This is a genomic window from Nocardia sp. NPDC056564 (assembly GCF_042793755.1).
Taxonomy (GTDB): Bacteria; Actinomycetota; Actinomycetes; order Mycobacteriales; family Mycobacteriaceae; genus Nocardia.
In genome coordinates this window covers 16,322-35,966 of sequence record NZ_JBHTUR010000006.1, presented here as the reverse complement: position 1 = coordinate 35,966, position 19,645 = coordinate 16,322, and the positions used below count along the sequence as shown (strand labels likewise).

Below are 19,645 nucleotides of genomic sequence, written 5' to 3'. Positions count from 1 at the left end.
CCGCCCGAAAACCACAACCGACGCCGCCAACTCGCCCCCTCCGCCACCAATCCCTTCCCCCAGTTCCAGGCCAACTCCCCGAACGTAGCGTCATCATTCACCAACTCCGGCCGCCCCGCAGTAACCCGCTGCGCCAACCCCTGCATCAACCGCAGGTCCCCCGCACTAACCCCCTCGTCGTCCACCACAGTCCCCACTGTGTCACGCCCCCACAACCCCGTCGAACCATTTCCGACCACTGCCAGCAGCGGTGCCCACGGCGCGATCGGTGGCGGATGGTGCGCCGGCCCCCGCCTGCATCCGAACGGGCATCGTGGCAGGCACCCCACCCGAACGCGATCACGACGACTACCACCCCTCCCCGGCCATCACCGACGTCATCCGACGCCTCCCCGCCGGACTGCGCGCGGCCGACGTGCACCTCGACGACGAATTCACCACCTCGGCAGCCCATTACGAAGGCATGGGTGCACTGGCAATACTCCAAGACCTCACACCCCCGCACCTCCTCGCCGCGCTGAAAGCCCGGGGAGAGATGCCGATCGACTAGACGTCGCGGGCATCGAGGCTCGCCGGGTTACTCCCGGGCGGGGATGGTTCTGCTGTCGCCGCGGAACTCGGCGATCACCTGGTCGCCGGTGGTGACGGTGACGTCGTAGATTCCGTTGCGGCCGTAGCGGGCTCGCTCGACGGCGTCGGCGATGAGGATGTCGCCGAGCTTGGTGGGGCGGAGGAAGCGGATGTCGGCACGGGCGGCTACGGCGGTGTCGTCGTGGGTGTTGCAGGCGAGGGCGAAGGTGGTGTCGGCGAGGGTGAAGACGTAGCCGCCGTGGGTGATGCGGTGGCCGTTGAGCATCGATGCCTCGTCGGCTTCGAACATTTCCCTGGCGGCGCGCAGACCCGGCGCACTCACCTGACGGATTGTTCCTCCTGGGTGAACATGGTGACGCCGCCGGTGGCGAAGTTGCGCAGATCCCTTGCCGCGGCGACCATTTCGGGCGATGACATGCCCGCCCGCAGCGCCTGCTCGTCGGCGAAATAGAGACTGGCCACCGCGTAGCACGGCGGCTCGCCGTTATCCACCGAAGCTACTTTGCCCCAGGTGAATTCGGTCAGACCGGGGACCGCGCGGGCGAGCGGGATGTGGACGGCGGTGTAGTGCTTGTCGAATTCCGCCGGGTTCTCGGGCTTGCCGTAGCAGACGGCAATACGATAGGTCATGATTCCTCCGGTTTCGCCACTAGGGTCAGCACGTCGTAGGTCGCGACGGCCTCGTCTTTCTGATTGACAACCACTGCGTCCCAACGGACTTCGCCATACGAGGCGCTCTGGCGCGGGGTGATCTGCTTCGCGGTCAGGGTCACGGTGAGCGAATCGTCGGCCCGCACCGGTGTCAGGAACCGCAGATTGTCGACCCCGAAGTTGGCCAGCACCGGACCGGGCGCCGGATCGACGAACAGCCCGGCGGCGAGCGAGACGACGAGGTAGCCGTGCGCCACGATCCCGCCGAACAGCGGATTCGCCGCCGCCGCTGCAGGATCGGTGTGCGCGTAGAACGTGTCACCGGTGAACTCGGCGAAGTGCTGGATATCGGCGCGACTCACCGGACGCGGACCGCCGACGATGGTATCGCCGAGCCGCAACTCGCCCAGGTCCTTCCGGAACGGATGCACCTCACCGATCACCCGGTCCGCGCCCTTGACCCACCTGTTCCCTACTGCGGTAAGCACATTCGGCGTCCCCTGCACCGCCGTGCGCTGCATGTGGTGCAGCACCCCGCGAATGCCGCCCAGTTCCTCACCACCGCCGGCTCGACCGGGACCGCCGTGCACGAGAACCGCGAGCGGCGACCCGTGTCCCGTCGATTCCCGCGCATCCTCGCTGTCGAGCACCAGAACCCGCCCATGGTACGGAGCGAGCCCGAGCACGATCTTCCTGGCGACCGCGGAATCCTTCGTCACCACCGAGGCGACGAGACTTCCCTTTCCCCGGGCGACGAGCTCGATCAGATCGTCGGTGTCGGCATAGCCGAGCACCGTCGACACCGGCCCGAACGCCTCGATCTCGTGCGGCTCGGTCGCCGCTTTGTCCCCGCCACGCAACAGAATCGGCGACATGAACGCCCCCGCCGCCGCGGAAGCCCCGACCACCTCCACCAATTCCGGGTCACCGAACACGATGGTCGCCGATTTGGTCAGTCCCCGAATGGATTTCACGACCTCGTCGCGTTGCTCGACGCTGGCCAGCGCCCCCATGGTGACGCCGTCGGCGTCCGGGTCGCCGACGACGACCTTCGCCAGCCGCGCCTTCGTCGCCTCGATCACGTCCTCGACCACGGCCGCGGGTACGAAGGCGCGCCGGATCGCGGTGCACTTCTGCCCCGCCTTGACGGTCATCTCGCTGACGAGTTGCTTGATGTAGAGCTCGAATTCGGCATCGCCCGGCGCCACATCGGGACCGAGCACCGACGCGTTGAGCGAATCCGCCTCGGCGGTGAACCGCACTCCCTCGCCGACGACATGGGGATGCGCGCGCAGGATCGCGGCGGTGTCCGCGGATCCGGTGAAGGCGACGGAGTCCTGGCCGCCGAGCTGGTCGAGCAACCCACGGGCGCCACCGCACAGCAACTGCACCGAACCCTCGGGCAGCACCCCGGATTCGATGATGCGCCGGAACACCAGCTCGGTCAGGTACGCGGTTTGACTGGCCGGCTTCACGATCGAGGGCACCCCGGCGATGAACGCGGGCGCGAGCTTTTCCAGAAACCCCCACACCGGGAAGTTGAACGCGTTGATCTGCACCGCGACCCCGCGCCGCGAGGTGTAGATGTGCTGCCCGAAGAACGTTCCGTGCTTGCCGAGCGGCTCGACCGCACCGTCGAGATACACGGTGTCGTTGGGCAATTCGCGGCGCGCCTTGCTCGCGTAGCTGAGCACGGTGCCGATACCGCCGTCGATGTCGATGCCCGAGTCGCGCTTGGTCGCACCGGTCAGCCGGGAGATCGCATAGAACTCGTCCTTGCCCGCCAGCAGCGCTTGCCCGAGCTGCTTCAGCTTTGCCGCCCGCTCGTGAAAGGTCAGCCGCGCCAGCGCGGGGCCGCCCACCGTGCGCGCGTAATCGACCGCGCCGCCGAGATCCGGTCCGGTGGACGAGATCCGGGCCACCTCGACACTGTCGATCGCACTGAGCAGCGGGGTGCCCGCGCCCGCCGCGGCAACCCAGTGCCCTTGGACATAGCTCTCCAACAGTCGGCTCACGAGGTCTCCGTCCCACCGTACGTTCGGTCGGTAATTACGATCCCCTCGGACGGCGAGCCTTGTCAAGCACCACGATCCCCGCGGGGACGGGCCCCGAGCGTCGCTCAGGCGCGGCGCAGACCGTCGAACACGAGCGCGACGACGGCATCGGCGAGATCCGTCGCGGACCCGCCCGCGCGCGGCCGGTACCACTCGACGAGCGAGTTGACCGTGCCGAACACCAGCCGGGCGGTGAGCGCCGGATCGATCCCCGGCCGCAGATCCCCCTCGGCCGCGGCCTCGACCACGAGCCCGCTGACGAAATCGTCGAACTCCCGCCGCCGGGCCAGCGCGCGCCGCTCCACCGCGGTGTTCCCGCGCACCCGCAGCAACAGCGTGACGTACGGCAATTCCGCGCACAGGATCTCGACGCTGCGCCGGACCAGGTATTCGAGCCGGTCGATGTGCGGCCCGGTGATCGCCCGCTCCTCGGTCGTGACCGCGAACAGTGCGTTGAGCGCCCGGTTCAGCGCGAGTTCGAGCAACTCGGACTTGCCGGACACGTGGTGATAGATGGACGACTTGGTGATGCCGAGCCCGCGCGCCAGCGCGTCCATGCTGGTGCCGTCGTAACCCTTGTCGTTGAACACCTTCACCGCGACGGCCAGGAGCGAGTCCAGGTCGTATCCCGGACGCCCGGGCAGTCCGGTCCGGCGCGTCACGCGTGCGTTCGTCATGCCCCACATCCTCCCAGTTCCCGGAATCGGCCAGCGCAATGCACCGATGAACTCTTGCCAACCTACCGAATGTTCGGTTATTAATGAAGCACACAACGGTGGAGGAGCACTGTGCCTAGCGTCGCCGTCACAGAACTGCCGGACCGGTTCGTCGTCACCCTCGACCGGCCCGCACAGCGAAATGCCATCAACGCGCGGATGATCGGCGCGTTGCACGACGTCTGCGCGACCATCGAGCGAAACCCCAAGCCGCTGTTGCTCACCGGCCGCGGCGACGACTTCGCCGCCGGCGCGGACATCGACGAGCTGCGGATGCGTACCCGCGACGACGCGCTCACCGGCATCAACCGGAATCTGTTCGACCGCGTCGCGCGGCTGCCGCTGCCCACGGTCGCGGCGGTCAACGGCTACGCGCTCGGCGGCGGCGCCGAGCTCGCCTACGCGTGCGATATCCGAATCGCCACTCCGACAGCGGTATTCGGAAACCCGGAACCCGGCCTCGGCATCATGGCCGCCGCCGGCGCCAGCTACCGATTGCCGTCGCTGCTCGGCATGTCGATCGCCAAACAGATCCTGCTGGGCGGGCGCACCCTCGACGCCGAGACCGCGCTGCGCACCGGCCTGGTCCTCGACGTCGCCGAGGATCATGTGGCAGCGGCGCATCGGCTCCTCGATCGCATCACCCGCCAGTCCCGGCTCGCGTTGCGGTTGACCAAGACCGTCATCGACGCCCCCGGCGCGCACCCGTGGGCCGACGATCTCGCGCAGGCCGTGCTGTTCGACACCGAGGACAAACACCAACGGATGACCGCCTTTCTGGAGCAACGATGACAGTTCGCCTGGAGACCGCGCACGGACTCGCCACGATCACCCTGGCCAGGCCGGCGGCGCACAACGCCCTCGATATCCCGACGAAGCTGGCGTTCTTCGAGGCGGTGACCGCGACCGCCGAGAATCCGGACGTGCGCGCGGTCCTGATCACCGCCGAGGGCCGGAACTTCTGCGTCGGTCAGGATCTCGGCGAGCACGCCGTCGCACTGGAGACCGATCCGACGACCGCCATGGACACCGTCGGCACGCACTACAACCCGCTCATTCGCGCGTTGAAGTCGGTGCAAGTGCCGATCGTCGCCGCGATCCCGGGCGCCTGCGTTGGCGCCGGGTTCGGCATCGCGCTGGCGGCCGACATCCGCGTGGCCGGAACCAGGACGACGTTCGCGACCGCGTTCACCGGCATCGCCCTGGCCAGCGACTCCGGCCTCAGCTACGCGCTCGTCGAAGCCCTCGGCAGCAGCCGGGCCACCGGACTGATGCTGCTGGGCGACCGGGTAACCGCCGAGCAGGCGCTCGACTGGGGACTGGTTCATCGCGTCCTGCCGGACGATGAATTGCACTCGACCGCAACGGATCTCGCCGAGCAGCTCGCGGCAGGCCCGACGACGGCCTACCGCCGGGTGAAGGCACTCGTCGCCGCGTCGGCGTCCGGACTGTCCGCCGCCCTGGACCGCGAACTCGCCGCGCAGCAGCACCTGGGCCGCACCGACGATCACCGAGCCGCGGTGAAGGCCTTCCTGGCCAAGGAAAAACCGGCTTTCACCGGCGCTTAGGCACATTCGGCAAGGAGAGCAGATGTCCACCGCACACGCATCCGAAACGGGCCCGCTACAGACCCTTTTCGACGAGACGATCGCCGACGGGCAGCGCATCGAACCCCGGGATTGGATGCCCGACGGCTACCGCCGTTCGCTGATCCGCCAGATCGCCCAGCACGCGCACTCCGAGATCATCGGTATGCAGCCCGAAGGCAATTGGCTCACCCGCGCACCGTCGCTGCGGCGCAAGGCGATCCTCATGGCCAAGGTGCAGGACGAGGCGGGCCACGGCCTCTACCTGTACGCCGCGGCGGAAACCCTCGGCGCCGATCGCGGCGATCTGACCGCTCAGCTGCTCGCGGGCACGCAGAAGTACTCCTCGATCTTCAATTATCCGACGCTCACCTACGCCGACGTCGGGACCATCGGCTGGCTGGTCGACGGTGCCGCGATCTGCAACCAGGTTCCTCTGTGCCGCAGCTCGTTCGGCCCCTATGCCCGCGCCATGATCCGCGTCTGCAAGGAGGAGTCGTTCCATCAGCGCCAAGGGTACGAGCTGCTGATGACGATGATGCGCGGCACCGACGCGCAGCGCGCGATGGTGCAGGAGTCGGTCAACCGGTGGTGGTGGCCCGCGCTCATGATGTTCGGCCCACCCGATGACCAGTCGCCGAATACCGAGCAGTCGATGAAGTGGGGGATCAAGCGGCACACGAACGACGAACTGCGCCAACGGTTCGTCGACATGTCCGTTCCGCAGGCCGAGGCGCTGGGTGTGACCTTCCCGGATCCGGAACTGAAGTGGTGCCCCCGGCGCGCGGCGCACGACTTCGGCGAGCCGGACTGGGGCGAGTTCATGGCCGTGCTCAACGGCAACGGCGCGTGCAACGTCGAGCGGATCGCCAACCGTCGCGCCGCGCACGAGAACGGCGCGTGGGTGCGCTCGGCCGCCATCGCGTTCGCGGCCCGCGAGCAGGCGGCATCGTGACCGAACCCGTTGCGGTGAAGGCAGATTGGCCACTGTACGAGGTCTTCCTGCGCGGCAAGCGCGGCCTCAACCACGTGCACGTCGGATCGCTGCACGCCGCCGATGACCAGATGGCCCTGCGTCACGCGCGCGATGTCTACACCCGCCGCAACGAAGGGGTGAGCATCTGGGTGGTCCGGTCCGCCTCGATCATCGCGTCGAGCCCGGCGGAGAAGGATCCGTTCTTCGCGCCCAGCGGCGACAAGGTGTATCGACACCCGACGTTCTACGCGATCCCCGACAACGTGCCACACATGTGAGGGGGCGCAGATGACCGAAGCAGCGGAACCCAACGCCTACGACGGCCTGGTCGACGCGGATTCCCACGGGCAGTGGGCGTTCGGCACCGGCTTCGACGACCCGCTGGCCGGCGTGGACACCACGGTGCCCGACGATGTGGACCTGCCCGCCCTCGCCGGGTACTGCCTCATGCTGGGTGACGACGCGCTGATCAGTGCCCAGCGACTCGCCCAATGGTCTACGCGTGCACCGGAACTCGAAGAGGAGGTCGCGCTGGCGAACGTCGGCCTCGATCTGCTCGGACAGGCGCGTCTGTTGCTGGCTCGTGCCGCCGCGGCAGATGGTTCGGTGGTGCCGTTCATTTCCGAGACGTCCCCGGTGCCGGCCGAAGACGCTCTGGCATTCTTCCGGCCGGAGCACGAATTTCGCAACGCCCGCCTGTGCGAGCTCGACAACGGCGACTTCGCCAAGTCGATGATCCGGTTGCTGATCTTCTCGACCTGGCGCCTCGCGGTCTTCGATCGGCTCCGTGCGGCCCGGGATCCGGTGCTCGCCGCCGTCGCACACAAGGGCGTCAAGGAGCTGACCTATCACCGCGACTACGCGGCCCGGTGGACGGTCACTTTGGGCTGCGGCACCACCGAATCCAGGCAGCGCACCAGCGCCGCGCTGCAGCGGGTGTGGCCCTACGTCGATGAACTGTTCGTGCCCACCGACGAGGAGCTGGCTCTGTCGAAGGTCGCGGCCGGCGTCGATCCGCGCGACGTCCGTGCGGAATTCGACGCGGTGCTCGACCAGGTCCTGCACGCCGCCGAACTGACTCCCCCGGCCGGCTGCGTCGGCACCGTCGGCGGACGCGCGGGCAGGCACGGCATCCACACCGAGGCGATGGGCCCGTTGCTCGCGGACATGCAGAGCGTCGCCCGCGCGCACCCGGAGGGGCTCTGGTGAGCGCCGGCCAGTGGCGCGCCCGCGCCGTCGCCGCGTCGGTGACCGACCCGGAGCTGCCACCGCTGACCCTGGACGACCTCGGCGTGCTGCGCGAGGTCACGGTCCGCGCCGACGGGAGTGTGCTGGTCACCATCACCCCGACGTACTCGGGCTGCCCCGCCATGGCCACCATGCGCGCCGACCTCGAACACGAACTCCTCCAACACGGATACGACCGCGTGCAGATCAGAACTCGCCTGACGCCGGCCTGGAGCTCGGATTGGATCTCCGCCGAGGGCCGTCGAAAGCTCAGCGCGGCAGGTTATTCCGTGCCGGGCCCGGCACCGCGGCGCACGGCGGGACCCGTCCCACTGACCCTCACGCCCAAGCCGCGCCCCATCGTCTGCCCGCGCTGCGGATCGCCGGACACCGTCCTGCGCTCCGAGTTCGGCGCGACGCTGTGCAAAGCCCAGTACCGCTGCTCGGACTGCCTGGAACCGTTCGACCATGTGAAGGAGATCTGAGCATGACCTCCGCGCGGGCCAGAGCTTTTCACCCGCTGACCGTCGCCGACGTCGAGCGGCTCTGCGCCGACGCGGTCGCCGTCCGCTTCGCCGTGCCCGACCGGCTGGCCGGCGAATTCGACTTCCGCCCAGGCCAATCGCTGATGCTGCGGCGCACGGTCGACGGCGTCGAACATCGCCGGTCCTACTCGATCTGCGCGCCGGCCGGTGCGCCGCCGCGGGTCGGCGTTCGCGAGGTACCCGGCGGCGTGTTCTCGTCCTGGCTGGTCCATCAGGTCACTCCGGGCGACATCATCGACGTGCGGGGACCGACCGGAACATTCACCGCCGACCCGGCGCGGGGCGGCAGGCACGTCCTGATCGCGGCGGGGTCCGGTATCACGCCGATGCTCTCCATCGCCGCCTCGGTGCTCATCAATCCCACAGCGGAAGTCGTTCTGCTATACGGCAATCGGCGCGCCCGGTCGGTGATGTTCGCCGAGGAGATCGCCGATCTGAAGGATCGATTCAGCCCGCGACTCGACCTCATCCACGTACTGTCGCGGGAACCGCGCGAAGTGGAGTTGTTCAGTGGCAGATTGGACGCGCAGCGGCTGCGCGCGATCCTCGGCAGCGTCGTGCCGATCGACGGCATCGATCACTTCTGGCTGTGCGGCCCGTACGGCATGATCACCGACGCGCAGGAAGTCCTCGCCGGGCTCGGCGTCGACCAGAGCCGGATCCACCACGAACTGTTCTACGTCGACGACCTCCCACCGCCACCGGTGCTCCATCGCGAACCCGGAACGTGCGGTCCGACCAGCGAAGTCACCCTCGCGCTCGACGGGCGCTCGGTGACCGGCGCCCTCCCCCGGGACCAGCCGCTGCTCGACGCGGGTGCGCGATTGCGGTCGGATCTCCCGTTCGCCTGCAAGGGCGGCGTCTGCGGCACCTGCCGCGCCAGGATCACCCGCGGCGACGTCGACATGCGCCGCAACTACGCGCTGGAGGAATCCGAAGTCGCCGCCGGCTTCGTGCTCACCTGCCAGACCTATCCCCTCAGCGACACCCTGACCGTCGATTTCGACGGCTGAACCTGGAGTTCCGCGATGACCGGCGTCCTACCCACCCCCACCGACACCCCCGACATCGAATTCGCCACCCGCGACCGCATCTCGGCACTGCAACTCGAACGATTGCGCTGGTCGTTGGAGCACGCCTACGCCAATGTGCCGCACTACCGGCGAGCGTTCGACGACGCCGGAGTCCATCCGAGCGACGTGCACGATCTCGGCGATCTGGCCAAGTTCCCGTTCACGACCAAGCAGGAGCTGCGCGAGAACTACCCGTTCGGGATGTTCGCGGTGCCGCAGGATCAGGTGGCGCGGATCCACGCGTCGTCGGGCACCACGGGGTGGCCGACGGTGGTCGGGTACACCGCGAACGACATCGGCAACTGGGCGGAACTGGTCGCGCGCAGCCTGCGCGCGGGCGGGGTCAGACCGAAGGACAAGGTGCACGTCGCCTACGGGTACGGGCTGTTCACCGGTGGACTCGGCGCACATTACGGCGCGGAACGGTTGGGCTGCACCGTGATTCCGATGTCCGGTGGCATGACCGATCGCCAGATCCAGCTGATCACCGACTTCGCGCCGGACGCCATCCTGGTCACGCCGTCCTACATGCTCACCATCGCCGACGCGATGATCGCCAAGGGGCTCGATCCGGCGAAGACATCGCTGCGCGTCGGGGTATTCGGCGCCGAGCCGTGGACCGAACAGATGCGCCGGGAAATCGAGCAGACTCTCGACATGGACGCCGTCGACATCTACGGACTCTCCGAGGTGATGGGTCCCGGCGTCGCCATGGAATGCGTGGAAACCAAGGACGGCCCGCACATCTGGGAGGACCATTTCTATCCCGAGATCATCGATCCGGAGACCGGCGCGGTGCTGCCCGATGGCGCGGAGGGCGAATTGGTATTCACCTCACTGTCGAAGGAGGCGACACCGATCATCCGTTATCGCACCCGCGACCTGACCCGCCTGCTCCCCGGAACCGCCCGCACGATGCGTCGAATGCAGAAGGTCACCGGCCGCACCGACGACATGATCATCCTGCGCGGCGTCAACCTGTTCCCCACCCAGATCGAGGAACTGATCCTGGCCGTCCCGGCCTTGGCCCCGCAGTTCCACTGCGTGCTCGAACGCACCGGCCGGATGGACACGCTCACCATCCGAGTCGAAGCCCGCCCCGGAGTGCTCGATGATCAACGGTGGACCTCGTGCGCGACGCTGCGCGAATCGATCAAGAACCGCATCGGCGTCACCGTCGCTGTCGACGTGGTCCCGCCCGCCACCCTCGAACGCTCGATCGGCAAGGCGCGCAGACTGATCGACAACCGCCCCCGAACCTGAGGGCCACCTATCGATTCAAATGGTGAGAGGTGTCGCCGACGTGATCCAGGGAGATTCGCCGCCGAGCGAACCGCCACTGCCCGTCGACCCGGACAAAACTGTCGTCGTAACCGGCACAGGCGATCACCTGCAACGGAAAGTCGTCGGTCGACTGCAACACCATGATCGCGGAGGTCGCCTGCGCCCCATCGGTTCCGACCGGTGTGCAGGCGAAGTTGGTGACCAGATGCCGGGTCTTCGGCGTTCCGGTGTCGGGGTAGATCCGAACGGCTCGCCGGAACATCGCCGCGACAACCGCGGCATTCGATCGGATCGGCTCATCGACGCTCGCCATGGTCAGCTCCGCGTCGGCGAATAGCTCCCCGACCTGATCGAAGTCGCCCGCGTCGACAGCGGCGGCATAGCGCAACACCAATGCGTTGATCGCTCGATAATCCTCGAAATCCAACAAGACCTCCTCGGTCACGCCACCTGCGCGTGTCCGCGCGGCATCGGTCCCACACTGCTGTCCGACATGAACCTAACGGCCGGTCTCTGGTGCCGCGGCGATCCGCCGGCCGATCATTCGGTTTCACCCGGCTTTCGGCTGGTCACCGACTTCGGGAAAGTTGTTGCGGAGACGATCGAGGCAGCGGCGGACCTCACGCAGGTCGCGTTCGAGGCGCCGGCCCTCCGTGGTCGAGCGCGGGGTGCCCCGCAGGGTCGCCGTGGACTGGATCGCCGAGCTCAGGTTCTCGGCCTCGGCGCTGAGCAGTTCGTAGAACACCCGCGCCTGCGCCAGATCGGATTCGTCGTGCACGGGACACCCACCTCGACACGGGTCAGCCCGTGCATCGTTCGCCTTTTGTACACACAATTGTTACCCATGATTCACGGATGCGGAACGAATGGAGGCGGGAACCCGCAGGGGCGTTGCTCGGCGCGGCAGCTCAGGCGGCAGGCTCGCCGGCGGGGTGGGCGTCGGCGAAGTTCCACAGGAGCGGGATCAGTTCGGCGGGGGATTCGATCTGCGGGAGGTGGCCGGTGTTCGGCATGAGGACGAATTCAGCGCCGGGGATGGCGTCGGCGTAGGCGCGGCCGTTCTCGGGGTCGACGATTCGATCGGCGTCGCCCCAGACGACGAGGGTGGGCAGGGTGATTCCGGGGAGGCGGCCGAGCAGGGTCGGGTCGGTCATCGAACCGCCGTAAATCTGTAGGGCACTGCGGTTTCCGGCCATTACCCGCAAGTCGGCGGGGCTGAGTTGCGTCGGGTCGATCCGATACGGATCGGGGTCCGCGTAGCTGTAGTCCGCGATCCGGGCGAGGTCGAGGGCGAAGAAATCGATGACCGGATGGCCGGCGACCTCGAGGCCGACGGCGTCGACGAGCACCAGGCCGGACACCCGATTCGAGTGCAGGAGAGCGAGTTCGGCGGCGATCCAGCCGCCGACGGAGTTGCCCACGACGGTGACGTCGGTGAGGCCGAGGACGTCCAGCAGCTGCGCGTAGAGGGCGGCGAGTTCACCGACGGAAGTGAGGCGTTCGGGACGCTCGGTGCCGTCGAAGCCGGGGTGGGTGGGGGTGTAGACGTGGGCGTTGCGTTCGGCGGCGAGGCGGTCGGCGAAACCGGTGACCGAAACGGAGCCGGCCCCGCCGTGCAGCAGCAGGATCGGGCGGCCCTCCCCTCGTTCGCTAACGCGTACCGCGATGGTGCCGAGTTCGGGCAGGGTCACGTCGACGGTGCGGGTGGTGCTCATGAAAACCTCCTGGGATCTATATCAGCAACCTTATACAAGGATGTTGATATAAACAACCTGAGTTATGCTGGCCCCATGACCTCGATCGGAGACGTGGCCCTGTCGATCAAGCGCGTCCAGCACCGCCACCACCGCGCGCTCACCGCCGAACTCGCGGCGCTGGGCGTCTCGCTGGTGCAGTGGGATACCCTCCGTCATCTCGATCGCCATCCCGACGCCTCGCTACACGACTTGGCGCAGTTGACCTTTCAGACCGATCAATCGTTCGGGACATTGGCCGCGAGAATGGTCGAGCGCGGGCTCATCGAGCGGATGCAGGGCCCCGGCCGCGCCGTCCGCCACCGCCTCACCCCCAAGGGCGAACAGATCCGCGCCGAAGGTGCCCAGCGCGTACAAGCCGTCCAACGACGTTCCTTCGCCGCTCTCTCGCCCACCCAGATCGACACCCTCGGCGATCTCCTCGACCTCATCCTGACCACGCCGCTGGACCACGACCAGCCGAAGACCTGATCCGAGCCGTCGCGTCTCTCGATGCCCTTGCGCTCACCAAGCGCCGATGGAGAATTCGAGCACGGACAGGGCGCTCGCGGCGAGCAGCGCGATACCCACCGAGACGGCCAGCGTGCGGTATCGAGCGCGACGGGCGTCGAGCCGAGCGGCAACGAAACCGCCTATGCCGCCGAGGATTCCGAGCACCAGCGCACCACCGAGAAGCAGATAGAACACGCTGGCCAGCGCGGCATCGCCGGCTCCTCCGAACCCACGGGCATAGTCCTCCGCCAGCGGCACCGGAAACCGGTAGACCACGGCGACCACAGCCGCCGCCAACGGCGCCGGCACAACCGCGGCAACCGCGCCCAGACCAGCGGTTTTCAGGGCGAACGCATTCTCGGTGGAGGCATCGGACATAGCCCGAGCATAGGGACCCCGCGCGCCGCGATACACCGAGGAACTACGCGTGCCGGTGAGTAGAACTACCGCATCGGCGCCCGCCGTCCCGGCGGGCGTACAGCCGAACGACGGCAATCAAGAAGTCCGGCGGTGATTTCCCCGAACTAATAGATCTGCAAGGACGTACTTAAGAGTTCGAAAAGTGTGTATGTAGGCCACTTTTCAGTGGTTAAGGCGGTGCTTACATAGGGTGCTTGTCGGATGTTTCGGCAGTACAGTCGCCGGTGCCGAGCAGCGAGTGGTGGAGCTCGCTTTTCATACACACGGAGGTCTCCAGGTTATGCCGACTGTTGCCGGACGTCGCAACTATCACGGGAAGCATCGAGCCGCGAAGTCGCCGAGGAATGGCACACCCCGACTATTCGCCGCGCTGGTCGCAGGCACCCTACTCACCCCCGTCGGGCTCGGCCTGACGACCACCGCCACCGCATCCGCCGCGGCCCCGAGTTTCGGCTTCCGCGCGAAGGTTCAGGGCTACGACTCCGATGGCCGGGCGATCATTCACTACAACAATAGAATCAAGGACGCGGGCATCGAGAACGCGGTCAAACACCTGAATTCGACGCCGGGACTGAACTTCGTGCTGAAACCAGGAACGGGCAACGGCGCGATCAATATCAGCAACGAGCGTTTCGAAGGCGGCGTGGCCGGGCTCGGCGGCTGGGATAACGGCGGCCCGTTCGTCAAACTCGATCCGAAGAATCAGAACTTCGATCCGGACGACCGAACCGAGATCGCCGCACACGAACTCCTGCACTCGATCGGCCTCGACCACAACGACAGCGGGTGCAGCATCATGGCCAGCTCGGTCAATCGCTGCCACAGCGGCCCGACTCCGTTGAGCAAGAATGAAATCGGTCAGCTCAACAGCATGTACCAGCGCGGGAAAGCGGATCCGAACAAGCCGACGAGCACCACACCGGACAGCACCACGAAGCCGGGTGGACCGCAGGATCCAGGCACCGGGCCGACCGCGCAGCGCCCTCGGCCGGGACAAGACAGCGGCGACGACGAGCAGGGCGGGCCGGGACCGGATTCCGGCGACGACTGGCAGAGCGGGCCCGGTCAGGACTCCGGCGACGACTGGCAGAGCGGGCCAGGAGAAGACGCCGGCGACAGTTCGCCGAGCGATCCCGGTGACGAATTCGATTGGCTGGGCGGTGACAACTCGTCCGACGACGGCATGTTCAGCGACGACGGCGGCAACCCGTTCGGCGACGACTTCGACTGGCTCGGCGACAACCGCACCGACGAGTCCGGCGACCGCTTCGGCAGCGACGTCAGCGACCCGTCCAGCAGCGGAGACGGCTTCGACTGGCTGGGCGACGGCGGAGACAACCCGTTCGGCGACACGAACCAATTCAGCACCGGCGACCTGTTCGGCGACAGCAACCAATTCGGTGGCGACACCGGCGGTTTCTTCGACACCGGTGACCTGTTCACCGGCGGCGGCAACGACGATTTCGATTGGTTCGGCAAGTCCGGCACCGATCGATTCAGCGGTGGCGACATGTTCGGCGACCTCGCAGGCGCAGGCAGCCTGTTCTGACCAACCGACGAGAAGATGCCGAACTCCCCTGCGCCGCCGGGGAGTTCGCCCGCACAAACCCCTCCGTTTTGGCATACCGTGCAACATTGCACGCCTTGCGTGCTTGCAGCCCAGGCCATTTCGAGCCGAATCGGAGCTATGCGCAGGAACCGATCAACCGTCGCCGTTGAGGTTCGCGTGCGGGTCCAGTCGGATACCGAGGCCGCGGAGCCGGTGATCGACGAGTAGCCAGGCTTCGGTGGTGAGCTGGTCCACCAATTCCGGTTCGCTCATTTCGCGGTGGACCAGCCACCAGCGGACCGAGGCGTCGATGAGGCCGAGCAGGGCGACGACGAGGCGGTCGGCGGCCAGTGGGTCGGCGCCGAACCTGGGGATGTATCTTGTTGCGGCGGCAGAGATCTCGGAGGCGAAGGCGCTGCCGCCGATTCTGGGTTCGTCGTTGCCGCGGCGGTAGTTTCGTCCGAGCAGGAAGATGTACAGGTTCGGATGTTCACTGGCCCATCCGACGTGCTCGGCGATCGGGGCTCGGATGATGGCGTACGGGGAACCCTCGATCTCGAGCGCGGCCCGGATCTGCCGGGTGAGATCGTCGTGCGCCCTGCGCGCCACCGCCCGGTCCAACTCTTCCTTGCTGGCGAAATGCCGGTAGACGTGGCTGCGCGCCAATCCGGCTCGATCCGCGATCTGACCGGTCAACGCCTCGGGCCCGTGCTCTTCGATGGCCGCGATGGCCGCGTCCACGATGGTGCGGCGACGCTCGTCCCGGCCAGGGGCGCGGCTGGTCGAGCGCCGCGCGGCGGCGGTGTCGGTCCAGCGTCGTTGCTCCACGGGGTCTCACGCTATCGGACGTTCAGCCCGGCCATACCGAATCGTGTCTTGTCCGCGCGGCCGAGTTGGTACACACTGTTCCCGCCGGGTACATGCTGTACCCGCGAACCCTGGTTACATATATTTGCCAGTGGTGCGCCGAACCAAAGGAGCTTCGATGGCCGCCTACCGGTCGAGTTGGATGAACGACGATCTGGACGCGCTGCGTGACCTGGCCCGCGCCTTCTTCCAGAAGGAGGTCACGCCGAACATCGACAAGTTCATCGACCAGCACCACGTCGACCGCGACCTGTGGAACAAGGCGGGCGAGCTCGGGCTGCTGTGCCTGTCCATCCCGGAGGAATACGGCGGCGGTGGCGGCACCTTCGCGCACGAGGCGGTGCTGATCGAGGAGCAGGCCAGGGCGCTGGACACGGCGTGGGGCGCGAGCCTGCACAACGGCATCGTCGCGCACTACCTGCTCGCCTATGGCACCGAGGAGCAGAAGCGGCAGTGGCTGCCGAAGATGGCCAGCGGCGAGGTGGTCGGCGCGATCGCGATGACCGAGCCCGGCACCGGCTCCGATCTGCAGAACATCAAGACCAAGGCAGTCCGTGACGGCGACGAGTACGTCGTGAACGGATCCAAGACGTTCATCACCAACGGCGCGCAGGCCGACCTGATCATCGTGGTGGTCAAGACCGACAGCACGCAGGGCGCCGCCGGGGTCAGCCTGGTGCTGGTCGAGGCCGACCGGGCCGGATTCCGGCGCGGCCGGGTGCTGGACAAGATCGGGCAGAAGGGCCAGGACACCTCCGAACTGTTCTTCGAGGACGTCCGCGTCCCGGTGGCGAATCTGCTCGGCACCGAAGAGGGCCAGGGCTTCGTGCAGCTGATGCAGCAGCTGCCGCAGGAGCGCCTGATCATCGCGGTCGGCGCGGTGGCGGGCATGGAGACCGCCCTGGAACACACGCTGCGCTACACCAAGGAGCGAGAGGCATTCGGCCGCACCATCTTCCAGTTCCAGAACACCAAGTTCAAGCTCGCCGAGGTCGCCACCGAGGCCAAGATCGCGCGCGTCTTCACCGACGACTGCATCGCCAAGCACATTGTCGGCGAACTGGATATCGCCACGGTCGCGATGGCCAAGTGGTGGACCACCGACCGCGCGATGTCGGTGGCCAGCGAATGCCTGCAACTGCACGGCGGATACGGCTACATGACCGAGTACCCGATCTCGCGCCTGTGGGTGGACAACCGGGTGCAGATGATCTACGCGGGCACCAACGAGATCATGAAGGAGATCATCGCCCGTACCCTCTGACGGGCGTCGGCCTGCGCGGCGGACTTACCCGCGCAGGCTCAGCCGTCTTGCTTCCAGGTCGGGAACGCCCCCGGCGCCAGCTCGACGAAATCCGGCAGCCCCCGCAGGGCGGCCTCGGCGCCGCCGGGCGTGTACGTCGCCACCAGTCGCAGCGGCCGCCAACCGGTGTTGTACGTGGAGTGCAGGGTGCCCCGCGGAATCCACACCGCGTCGCCCGCCTTGATCGCGAATTCACCACTGTCACCGACGGTTTGCCGCCCCTCCCCCTCGATCACGTAGAGGATCTCGTCGGACTCGGGGTGCTCGTGCCGGTCGTGACCCTTGTTCGGATTGATCACCACCTCACCGAGCGTCGACGACGCGCCGTCGACGGTGTCGGGCGAGACATGCCATTTGATCGATCCCCAGTCGAAAACCATTGTCGCAACGGCGTTCGGATCGCGGTACATAGGACTCTCCTTCCAACGATGAAGCTAGGCGGGATCTTTCACTAGGATCGATTGGGCGGGACGTCCTTGAACGCGCGCAGCTGCTCGGCGATGGCCCGCTCGGTGGGCAGCCGCTCCATCGACGAGGCGCCGAAGAACCCCGCGACGCCGTGGGTGCGCTCGAGCACGTAGCGCACGTCGGCGGGTTCGGCGATCGGACCGCCGTGACAGAGCACGATGATGCCGGGATCGACCGCCGCGGCCGCGTCCCGCATCTCCTGCACTCGCCGCACGGCCTGGTCGAGGGTGATCGCCGTGGTCGCACCGATGCTCCCCTTCGTTGTCAGCCCCATGTGCGGCACGATGATGTCGGCGCCCGCCTGCGCCATCGCGGTCGCCTGCTCCGTGTCGAACACATAGGGCGCGGTGAGCAGTTCACGCTCGGAAGCCAGTCGAATCAGCTCGATCTCGAGCTCGAAACCCATGCCGGTCTCCTCCAGATTCGCGCGGAACACACCGTCGATCAGCCCGACGGTGGGAAAGTTCTGCACGCCGGCGAACCCGATCGCGCGGAGCTCGTCGAGAAACCGCGGCATCTGCCGGAACGGATCGGTGCCGCACACACCGGCGAGCACCGGGGTCTGCTCGACCACGGGCAGCACCTCGGCGGCCATCTCGACCACGATCGCGTTGGCATCGCCATAGGGCATCAGCCCGGCAAGCGACCCACGCCCGGCCATCCGGAACCGCCCCGAGTTGTAGATGATGATGAGGTCGGCCCCGCCCGCCTCGGCGGACTTGGCCGAGAGTCCGGTGCCCGCACCGGCGCCGATGATGGGGTGACCGGCCTCGAGCTGACTGCGAAACCTGGCGAGAGCCTGTACACGATTCACGGTGCGCTCCTGATGAGTCGGTGCAAATGCTCGGCGGCCGCCGTCGCGAACGCCGTGCTGTTGATGTCCTGGTCGCTGTCGATCACCTCGACCCGGGTTCCGGCCACCGCCGCGAGCACGGCCTCGATGCATGCCGCGTCCGCCGCACGGTCCCAGAACGGCCCGCCGTCCACATCGACGGCGGACAGTCCGCCACGCGGAACGAACAACGCGGTGGGTCCCGTTGCCGCCGCGAGCTTCTGGCCGAGCACCGCACCAATTCTGGCCGCCTCCATGACATTCGTCCGCATCAGCGTGACGGTCTCGTTGTGCACGAGCAGGTGTCGTGCCCCGAACCGCTCCGGCACGGTACCGCGCGGCCCGAAGTTCACCATGTCCAACGCGCCGAGGCTGACCACCTGCGGAACGCCCGCCTCGGCCGCGGCGGTCAGCCGATCCGGCCCGGCGGACAGCACCCCGCCGACGATCTCATCGGCCAGCTCGGTGGTGGTGAGGTCGAGGACACCGGCGAAATACCCGTCGGCGACCAGGTTCTCCATGGTGCGGCCGCCGGAGCCGGTCGCGTGGAATACCAGCACCTCGTAGCCCAATTCGGTCAATCGGGCTCGGGCCGTGTCCACCGCGGGGGTGGTCACGCCGAACATCGTCGCGGCGACGAGCGGTTTGTCTTGAGCAGCACCGGGATTCGACCGTCTGCGCGTGTACTCACCGGCCATCCCGGCGATCGCGGCGGCGGCGTTGCCCAGCACCTGGCGGGAGATCGAATTGATCCCCGCCACGTCGACGACGCTGTACATCAGCGTCACGTCCGTCGTCCCGACGTAGGGCGAGACATCCCCGCCGGCCATGGTGGAGACCAACAGCTTCGGCAGGCCGACGGGCAACGCCCGCATGACTTTCGCGGCAATCGAGGAGCCCCCGCTGCCGCCGAGCGCGAGCACCCCGCTGAGCCGGCCCCGCGCGTGCAGATCCACCGCGATGGCGCGCGCCCCGGCCGCCATCGCGTCGAGGGCCGCGCCACGGTCGCGACGCTGTCGCAGCTCGGCGAGATCGGCGCCCGCCGCGGCGGCGACGGCCGACGCGTCCACATCGGCGACAAGAGGCGCGGTGCCCAGCACACCGACGTCGACGAGAACGACGTCCGTGCCACCCCCGGCGATCACGTCACGGACGTACGCGTACTCCTCCCCCTTGGTATCGAAGGTGCCCAGCAACATGACGGCCACGCGACGTCCCTCCTGTCGATCCGCTTCCGACGTCCCCTCCCAATCTGTC

At 67.5% G+C, this 19,645-nt stretch carries 24 protein-coding genes; 12 read left to right on the top strand and 12 right to left on the bottom strand.

Features of this window, described 5'->3' with window-relative positions; translation table 11 throughout:
* The first annotated feature begins 268 nt into the window (after positions 1 to 268).
* A complete protein-coding gene (locus tag ACFQ9K_RS17355; RefSeq protein WP_378716841.1) occupies positions 269 to 550 on the top strand; it encodes a hypothetical protein in 282 nt (93 codons plus the stop codon).
* Between the two features lie 27 nt (positions 551 to 577).
* Here ACFQ9K_RS17355 and ACFQ9K_RS17350 read toward each other — a convergent pair whose 3' ends face one another.
* The 4 genes from ACFQ9K_RS17350 to ACFQ9K_RS17335 all read right to left on the bottom strand — a co-directional run bounded on the left by ACFQ9K_RS17350 (position 578) and on the right by ACFQ9K_RS17335 (position 3,973).
* On the bottom strand, positions 578 to 880 hold the full coding sequence (locus ACFQ9K_RS17350) for a hotdog fold thioesterase (RefSeq protein ID WP_378716898.1): 303 nt from the start codon (positions 878 to 880) through the stop codon (positions 578 to 580).
* 29 nt (positions 881 to 909) lie between these two features.
* On the bottom strand, positions 910 to 1,221 hold the full coding sequence (locus ACFQ9K_RS17345) for an EthD family reductase (RefSeq protein ID WP_378716839.1): 312 nt from the start codon (positions 1,219 to 1,221) through the stop codon (positions 910 to 912).
* Entirely contained in the window at positions 1,218 to 3,257 is a 2,040-nt protein-coding gene (gene paaZ / locus ACFQ9K_RS17340; protein WP_378716837.1) for a phenylacetic acid degradation bifunctional protein PaaZ, read from the bottom strand. Before paaZ ends, ACFQ9K_RS17345 begins: the two co-directional genes overlap by 4 nt.
* 104 nt (positions 3,258 to 3,361) lie before the next feature.
* A complete protein-coding gene (locus tag ACFQ9K_RS17335; protein WP_378716836.1) occupies positions 3,362 to 3,973 on the bottom strand; it encodes a TetR/AcrR family transcriptional regulator in 612 nt (203 codons plus the stop codon).
* A 111-nt stretch (positions 3,974 to 4,084) separates the two neighbouring features.
* On the opposite strand from ACFQ9K_RS17335, the gene ACFQ9K_RS17330 reads away from it, so the two are divergent.
* Genes ACFQ9K_RS17330 through paaK form a run of 8 tightly spaced genes read left to right on the top strand, consistent with a single transcriptional unit; the run spans position 4,085 to position 10,682 of the window.
* On the top strand, positions 4,085 to 4,804 hold the full coding sequence (locus ACFQ9K_RS17330; RefSeq protein WP_378716835.1) for an enoyl-CoA hydratase/isomerase family protein: 720 nt from the start codon (positions 4,085 to 4,087) through the stop codon (positions 4,802 to 4,804).
* Complete coding sequence (locus ACFQ9K_RS17325; protein WP_378716833.1) at positions 4,801 to 5,580, top strand: enoyl-CoA hydratase/isomerase family protein; 780 nt, start codon at positions 4,801 to 4,803, stop codon at positions 5,578 to 5,580. Before ACFQ9K_RS17330 ends, ACFQ9K_RS17325 begins: the two co-directional genes overlap by 4 nt.
* Positions 5,581 to 5,602: 22 nt before the next feature.
* Positions 5,603 to 6,553, top strand: a complete 951-nt coding sequence (paaA, locus tag ACFQ9K_RS17320; RefSeq protein WP_378716831.1) for a 1,2-phenylacetyl-CoA epoxidase subunit PaaA — start codon at positions 5,603 to 5,605, stop codon at positions 6,551 to 6,553.
* Entirely contained in the window at positions 6,550 to 6,852 is a 303-nt protein-coding gene (gene paaB / locus ACFQ9K_RS17315) for a 1,2-phenylacetyl-CoA epoxidase subunit PaaB (RefSeq protein WP_378716830.1), read from the top strand. Before paaA ends, paaB begins: the two co-directional genes overlap by 4 nt.
* 10 nt (positions 6,853 to 6,862) lie before the next feature.
* Entirely contained in the window at positions 6,863 to 7,783 is a 921-nt protein-coding gene (paaC, locus tag ACFQ9K_RS17310; RefSeq protein ID WP_378716829.1) for a 1,2-phenylacetyl-CoA epoxidase subunit PaaC, read from the top strand.
* Positions 7,780 to 8,286, top strand: a complete 507-nt coding sequence (gene paaD, locus ACFQ9K_RS17305) for a 1,2-phenylacetyl-CoA epoxidase subunit PaaD (protein WP_378716827.1) — start codon at positions 7,780 to 7,782, stop codon at positions 8,284 to 8,286. Before paaC ends, paaD begins: the two co-directional genes overlap by 4 nt.
* A 2-nt stretch (positions 8,287 to 8,288) precedes the next feature.
* Positions 8,289 to 9,359 carry a 1,2-phenylacetyl-CoA epoxidase subunit PaaE gene (paaE, locus tag ACFQ9K_RS17300; protein WP_378716825.1) on the top strand — a complete coding sequence of 357 codons (1,071 nt, stop codon included), beginning with the start codon at positions 8,289 to 8,291 and terminating at the stop codon, positions 9,357 to 9,359.
* Between the two features lie 15 nt (positions 9,360 to 9,374).
* Positions 9,375 to 10,682, top strand: a complete 1,308-nt coding sequence (gene paaK / locus ACFQ9K_RS17295; RefSeq protein ID WP_378716824.1) for a phenylacetate--CoA ligase PaaK — start codon at positions 9,375 to 9,377, stop codon at positions 10,680 to 10,682.
* A gap of 7 nt (positions 10,683 to 10,689) precedes the next feature.
* On the opposite strand, the gene ACFQ9K_RS17290 is transcribed toward paaK, so the two are convergent.
* The 3 genes from ACFQ9K_RS17290 to ACFQ9K_RS17280 all read right to left on the bottom strand — a co-directional run bounded on the left by ACFQ9K_RS17290 (position 10,690) and on the right by ACFQ9K_RS17280 (position 12,418).
* Positions 10,690 to 11,130: a nuclear transport factor 2 family protein gene (locus ACFQ9K_RS17290; protein ID WP_378716823.1), complete on the bottom strand. Its 441-nt coding sequence runs from the start codon at positions 11,128 to 11,130 to the stop codon at positions 10,690 to 10,692.
* A gap of 123 nt (positions 11,131 to 11,253) precedes the next feature.
* A complete protein-coding gene (locus ACFQ9K_RS17285) occupies positions 11,254 to 11,481 on the bottom strand; it encodes a hypothetical protein (RefSeq protein ID WP_378716821.1) in 228 nt (75 codons plus the stop codon).
* A gap of 130 nt (positions 11,482 to 11,611) precedes the next feature.
* Positions 11,612 to 12,418, bottom strand: coding sequence for an alpha/beta fold hydrolase (locus ACFQ9K_RS17280; RefSeq protein ID WP_378716820.1), 807 nt, complete (start codon positions 12,416 to 12,418; stop codon positions 11,612 to 11,614).
* A gap of 75 nt (positions 12,419 to 12,493) precedes the next feature.
* Between ACFQ9K_RS17280 and ACFQ9K_RS17275 the strand changes: the two genes are divergently transcribed.
* Positions 12,494 to 12,928 carry a MarR family winged helix-turn-helix transcriptional regulator gene (locus ACFQ9K_RS17275; protein WP_378716819.1) on the top strand — a complete coding sequence of 145 codons (435 nt, stop codon included), beginning with the start codon at positions 12,494 to 12,496 and terminating at the stop codon, positions 12,926 to 12,928.
* A 33-nt stretch (positions 12,929 to 12,961) separates the two neighbouring features.
* Here ACFQ9K_RS17275 and ACFQ9K_RS17270 read toward each other — a convergent pair whose 3' ends face one another.
* The gene (locus tag ACFQ9K_RS17270) at positions 12,962 to 13,327 is read right to left on the bottom strand and encodes a hypothetical protein (protein WP_378716818.1); all 366 of its coding nucleotides are present in this window, start codon (positions 13,325 to 13,327) and stop codon (positions 12,962 to 12,964) included.
* Positions 13,328 to 13,649: 322 nt separating this feature from the next.
* On the opposite strand from ACFQ9K_RS17270, the gene ACFQ9K_RS17265 reads away from it, so the two are divergent.
* Complete coding sequence (locus tag ACFQ9K_RS17265) at positions 13,650 to 14,918, top strand: matrixin family metalloprotease (protein ID WP_378716815.1); 1,269 nt, start codon at positions 13,650 to 13,652, stop codon at positions 14,916 to 14,918.
* 153 nt (positions 14,919 to 15,071) lie between these two features.
* Here ACFQ9K_RS17265 and ACFQ9K_RS17260 read toward each other — a convergent pair whose 3' ends face one another.
* Positions 15,072 to 15,746 carry a TetR/AcrR family transcriptional regulator gene (locus ACFQ9K_RS17260; RefSeq protein WP_378716814.1) on the bottom strand — a complete coding sequence of 225 codons (675 nt, stop codon included), beginning with the start codon at positions 15,744 to 15,746 and terminating at the stop codon, positions 15,072 to 15,074.
* A 157-nt stretch (positions 15,747 to 15,903) separates the two neighbouring features.
* On the opposite strand from ACFQ9K_RS17260, the gene ACFQ9K_RS17255 reads away from it, so the two are divergent.
* Positions 15,904 to 17,049: an acyl-CoA dehydrogenase family protein gene (locus ACFQ9K_RS17255; RefSeq protein WP_378716812.1), complete on the top strand. Its 1,146-nt coding sequence runs from the start codon at positions 15,904 to 15,906 to the stop codon at positions 17,047 to 17,049.
* Positions 17,050 to 17,087: 38 nt separating this feature from the next.
* Here ACFQ9K_RS17255 and ACFQ9K_RS17250 read toward each other — a convergent pair whose 3' ends face one another.
* Genes ACFQ9K_RS17250 through ACFQ9K_RS17240 form a run of 3 tightly spaced genes read right to left on the bottom strand, consistent with a single transcriptional unit; the run spans position 17,088 to position 19,587 of the window.
* Complete coding sequence (locus tag ACFQ9K_RS17250) at positions 17,088 to 17,498, bottom strand: cupin domain-containing protein (protein ID WP_378716811.1); 411 nt, start codon at positions 17,496 to 17,498, stop codon at positions 17,088 to 17,090.
* Positions 17,499 to 17,539: 41 nt separating this feature from the next.
* A complete protein-coding gene (locus tag ACFQ9K_RS17245) occupies positions 17,540 to 18,370 on the bottom strand; it encodes a phosphoenolpyruvate hydrolase family protein (protein WP_378716810.1) in 831 nt (276 codons plus the stop codon).
* Positions 18,367 to 19,587, bottom strand: a complete 1,221-nt coding sequence (locus ACFQ9K_RS17240) for a Tm-1-like ATP-binding domain-containing protein (protein ID WP_378716896.1) — start codon at positions 19,585 to 19,587, stop codon at positions 18,367 to 18,369. Before ACFQ9K_RS17240 ends, ACFQ9K_RS17245 begins: the two co-directional genes overlap by 4 nt.
* Between the last annotated feature and the right edge of the window lie 58 nt (positions 19,588 to 19,645).